Raw genomic sequence first — 489 nt, forward strand, 5'->3', positions numbered from 1 at the left:
TGGCTCGGGTTTCATTGCCGATACGCCGCCGATGGGACCACAGGGCGTGTTGTGGGAGAATTTTGATCTTTAGGGGAAATAATTGGAAGAGGTAGTGTCGAGCGACACAGAACTCGCTATCGAGATTACATTTTCTAACTCGCATGAACCCATTCACCCTCGGTGTGCGGGTGACATGCATTTCGCCGTGGACGCGATGGTGGAGGCTGGAGACCCATTCTGCAATACACTGTGGATCTGGGTAGACAACAGCGATGCGAAATGTATTGCGCTGATCTATGCAGGGGTTTTTCCGGATGGCAGTGCGGGATGTCTCCATTTCCATAATGTTGACAGCAATTGCTTCAGTCGGGGAGCGGACAAGGATGGTGATCCCATCCGATTCGAGAACTACGGCAAGCCGCATTACTTTCCGGCCAATTCAGTTATCGACATAAAAAAATTGAAGTCCGTACTGGCTACCGCGTATAGGACGGATTTTGGGAGTAG

At 50.7% G+C, this 489-nt stretch carries 1 protein-coding gene; it reads left to right on the forward strand.

Features of this window, described 5'->3' with window-relative positions; all coding sequences use genetic code 11:
- Nucleotides 1-187 precede the first annotated feature (187 nt).
- The coding region (locus APZ21_RS35070; protein WP_204249078.1) for a hypothetical protein at nucleotides 188-489 on the forward strand (302 nt) is incomplete at its 3' end.

The sequence above is a fragment of the Nocardia arizonensis genome (assembly GCF_001310275.1).
Lineage (GTDB): Bacteria > Actinomycetota > Actinomycetes > Mycobacteriales > Mycobacteriaceae > Nocardia > Nocardia arizonensis.